The sequence below is a fragment of the Mesorhizobium sp. M4A.F.Ca.ET.090.04.2.1 genome, from assembly GCF_003999085.1.
Lineage (GTDB): Bacteria > Pseudomonadota > Alphaproteobacteria > Rhizobiales > Rhizobiaceae > Mesorhizobium.
Map to the genome: position 1 here is coordinate 1 of NZ_RZOT01000547.1, position 4,068 is coordinate 4,068.

At 62.2% G+C, this 4,068-nt stretch carries 4 protein-coding genes; all 4 read left to right on the forward strand.

The genetic code is table 11. The features are described 5' to 3' along the window. Positions 1-634: dihydrodipicolinate synthase family protein (locus EN781_RS27735; protein ID WP_145965658.1), on the forward strand; the 634-nt coding region annotated here is incomplete at its 5' end. A 270-nt stretch (positions 635-904) separates the two neighbouring features. Further along, complete coding sequence (locus tag EN781_RS27740) at positions 905-1,897, forward strand: glycine betaine ABC transporter substrate-binding protein (RefSeq protein WP_126056445.1); 993 nt, start codon at positions 905-907, stop codon at positions 1,895-1,897. Between the two features lie 148 nt (positions 1,898-2,045). Next, the gene (locus EN781_RS27745) at positions 2,046-2,933 is read left to right on the forward strand and encodes a proline/glycine betaine ABC transporter permease (protein WP_126056444.1); all 888 of its coding nucleotides are present in this window, start codon (positions 2,046-2,048) and stop codon (positions 2,931-2,933) included. Continuing rightward, a complete protein-coding gene (locus EN781_RS27750) occupies positions 2,926-3,966 on the forward strand; it encodes a betaine/proline/choline family ABC transporter ATP-binding protein (protein WP_245492668.1) in 1,041 nt (346 codons plus the stop codon). The genes EN781_RS27745 and EN781_RS27750 overlap by 8 nt, the downstream gene beginning before the upstream one ends. Positions 3,967-4,068 lie beyond the last annotated feature (102 nt).

Consider the following 4,068-nt stretch of genomic DNA (forward strand, 5'->3'; position numbering starts at 1 on the left):
CGTCAAAGATTTGGGCGGGCGAACCCGCCACGCCAAGGATTGCGGCGCCGATGGGGTGATGGTGCTGCCGCCCTTCTTCGAAGGCCCAACGGATGACCGGGGCATTGTCGACTTCTACACGGAGGCCGCAAAGGGCGGACTGCCGATCATCGGCTACAACGTGCCCCAGGCGGTGGGCGTTGCGATCACGCCCTCGCTGCTGAGGGAACTGTGCGCGATTCCAGGCTTCTGCACCGTCAAGGATAGCGGCGGCGATCTCGGCAAGCAGGCTTCGCTCATTCGCACCGGCCTTCCGGTCATGAATGGCGCCGACCACCTGGTGGCCTATGCCCTCTACGCGGGATGCAGCGGCCTGATATGGGGCGGAGCAAATTTTGCGCCCAGGACAACCGTGGCCCTGGTTGAAGCGGCAGCCTCAAAAGACTGGGCTGACGTGCGCAAAATCTGGGCGTCGCTCGAGCATGTCATGTCCCTTCTTTGGCAGGGCGACTACGTGCAGTCGGTCTATGCCGCGGCAGACTTGGTCGGCTATGGCGCCGGAAGTCCCCGCAAGCCTTTGCGCGCGCTCCCCGCCGACAGAGTAGCGACGCTGCGACGGGCGCTCGGCACCCTCGTCGAGCGCGAGGCGGCCTGATCGTGAGCCAGAAAGCCAAAGTCTTCTCAACTTTCCTGCCGGCGAACCGTGGCGCCTCACCTGTCACGTCGATCGGGGCAAAGGTGCGGATGGCGGTTCGCGAGTGGAGGGCGGGCCGATCCGCGACGTCCGGGTAGGCGGCGTCGCTGCAGGCGCAATCGGGAGACGATGAAACGCCTTCTTGCATCACCCTGCTAGTTCAGTTTCGCCGGGCGGCGTGGGTTCGGTGTCGGTCTGTCAATAAGCCACGCGAAGAATGAGGAGAACAAAATGAGACAACTACTATTTCCTGCCGTTGCCCTCGGAGCGCTGCTTACCGCAGGTGCCGCACAGGCGGCTTGCGGCGACGTTACATTGGCGGTCTTCAGCTGGCAGTCGGCCGAGGCGATGTCCAATGTCGACCAGTTCATCCTGAAGAACGGCTACGGCTGCAACGCCACGACGGTTGCGGGCGACACCGTGCCGACGATCACCGCGATGATCGAGAAGGGCCAGCCGGACATTTCTTCGGAATCGACGCCAAGCCTGCTCGGTGACGTCTATATCAAGGGCGCCGCCGAGGGGCGGATCAGCCAGATCGGCACGGCGATCAGCGACGGGCAGGTTTCCGGCTGGTACATTCCCCAATATGTCGCGGATGCGCATCCCGATATCAAGACCGTCGACGACGCCATGAAGCATCCGGAGCTGTTCCCGGCTCCGGAAGACCCCTCGAAAGGCGGCGTTATCCAGGGCCCGCAGGGTTGGGGCGACACGGTCGTGACGGCGCAGCTCTACAAGGCCATTGAGGGTGACAAGAAGGGCTTCGAGTTGGTCCCCACCGGCTCGGCGGCAGCGCTCGATGGCGTCATCTCCAAAGCCTATGAACAGAAGCAGGGATTCCTCGCGCAATATTGGGCACCGACATCCCTTCTGGTGAAGTATCCGATGGTGCGCCTCGAAATGGCTCATGACGATGCCGAGTGGGCGCGTTGCACGTCAAAGCAGGACTGTCCGGATCCGAAGCCGAACTACTGGAAACAGGCTGAGATGGTGACGCTGGCCAGCAGCAAGTTCACCCAGCGTGACGACGTCGGCCCGGTCAAGGACTACCTCGCCAAGCGCAGCTGGACCCAGGCTGAAGTCGGCAAGGTGATGCTGTGGATGACCGACAACCAGGCCAATGGCGAGGACGGCGCCAAGTGGTTCATCAAGAACATGCCGGAAGTCTGGACCAAGTGGGTCCCGGCTGACGTCGCCGAAAAGGTCAAAGCCGCGCTCTAAATCGGGCAATCGGGCGGGTGGAGGCTTTGAGCGTATTCAAGGCCTCCACCTAGGCGGCTCGGTCCGCCGGCGTAGCCTTTGTTCCCTGCTCTCGGCCTATGGCCGGCAATGTGTCCCCAATGGCGCAATCACAATAGGGCATCGCGATATGGATTGGCTTTTCAGATTCCCTCAACTCGACCCTGAATTCCTGCTTGCGGTGAAGCGGTCTATCGACGGCGCCCTGAAGGCGCTGACGCGCGGCTACGGTCAGGCGATCGAAGACTTCTTCTATCCGCTGCTGCGCGTTCTCGTCTTCTTCGAAAGCACCATCTCGAACGCGCCCTGGCCGCTGGTCGTGCTCGCCCTGGCGGTCATCGCCTGGTTTGCGGCACGGCGCTGGGCTGTGGTTGCCGCCGTTGTCGGCACGCTCATCGCCATCGGCCTCCTTGGCCTGTGGCAGGACGCGATGAAGACGATCTCGCTTGTCTTCACCGCGACGATCTTCGCCATCGCCATCGGCATTCCGCTCGGCATCCTGATGAACCGCTACAAGCGCGTCGGCGCGGTCATGCACACGGTGCTCGACGTCATGCAGACGATGCCGCCCTTCGTCTATCTCATTCCGGTCGTCATGCTGCTCGGCATTGGCCGGGTGCCGGGCTTCATCGCGGTGGTGATCTATGCCATCCCGCCGATCATCCGCCTCACCGACCTCGGCATCCGCCTGGTCGACAAGGAGGTGCTGGAGGCCGCCGACGCCTATGGCTGCTCGCGCTCGCAAAAGCTCTGGAAGGTACAGATCCCGCTCGCCATGCCGACCATCATGGCCGGCATCAACCAGACCATCATGATGGCGCTCGGCATGGTGGTCATCGCCTCGATGATCGGCGTGCAGGGGCTCGGCCTCAACGTTCTCCAGGCCATCGCCAACCAGTACTTCACGCAAGGCATCTTCAACGGCTTTGCCATTGTCGGCATCGCGATCATTTTCGACCGCATCAGCCAGGCCTATGGCCACCGGCTGCAGAAGCATCGGGGTGCAGCTCATGACTAGCAACAACGCCTCAATCGAAATCCGTGACCTGTACAAGATCTTCGGCAAATCTCCGGAGAAATACGTCGATGCGGTCCGCAACGGTCTGTCGAAGACCGAACTCGGCAGGAAGCATGGCCACATTCTGGGGCTGAACAAGATCAACATCTCCATGCCGGCGGGCAAGGTCCAGGTCGTCATGGGGCTATCGGGCTCAGGCAAGTCGACGCTGATCCGCCACATCAACCGGCTGATCGAGCCGACATCTGGCTCGATCATGATCGACGGGCGCGACGTTCTGGAAATGTCGGAGCTGGAGCTGCGCGAGTTCCGCCGCAACCACACCGCGATGGTGTTCCAGAGATTTGGACTGCTGCCGCACCGGTCCGTCATCGACAACGTCACGTTCGGACTGGAGGTGCGTGGTGTCGAGGCGGCGAAGAGCCGTGACATCGGCATGCGCTGGATCGAGCGCGTCGGCCTCGCCGGCTTTGAGCAGCGCTATCCGGACGAACTGTCCGGCGGCATGCAGCAGCGCGTCGGGCTTGCCCGCGCACTCAGCAACAATGCCTCGATCCTGTTGATGGACGAGGCCTATTCGGCTCTCGATCCACTGATCCGGACCGACATGCAGACCATGCTGCTCGATCTGCAGACCGAACTGAAGAAGACCATCGTCTTCATCACCCATGATCTCGATGAGGCGCTGCGGCTCGGTGACCAGATCGTCATCTTGCGCGACGGTTCGATCATCCAGCAGGGCAACAGCCAGGACATCCTCTTGCGCCCTGCCGACGACTACATCGAGCGGTTCGTCAAGGACGTCAATCGCGGCCGCTTCATCAAGGTCGACGCTGTCATGGAGCCGCCGCCGCAATCCGAGAGCAGACCGCTGCCGAAGCTGAAGTCCGGCTTGACGCTCGAGATCGCCGCCAAGGAACTAACCAACTCTTCCTATGACGCGGCCTTCGTCACCGCAGACAGCGGCCAGCCGCTCGGGTTGATTTCCCTGCGGCAGATCACGGCGGCTCTATCATCCGGGTCGGCCGCGTGAAGATACGCAATTAGCGTCCTCCGGACGCTGATGAACGTTCCGAACGGGATAAGCGCTCCGGGGCTTGCCGGGGCGCTTTGACAAGAAAGCTCGCAGAAGGGC

Coding starts and splice junctions, on each gene's coding strand:
- EN781_RS27740 (WP_126056445.1), top strand. CDS start 905: ATGAGACAACTACTATTTCCTGCCGTTGCCCTCGGAGCGCTGCTTACC.
- EN781_RS27745 (WP_126056444.1), top strand. CDS start 2,046: ATGGATTGGCTTTTCAGATTCCCTCAACTCGACCCTGAATTCCTGCTT.
- EN781_RS27750 (WP_245492668.1), top strand. CDS start 2,926: ATGACTAGCAACAACGCCTCAATCGAAATCCGTGACCTGTACAAGATC.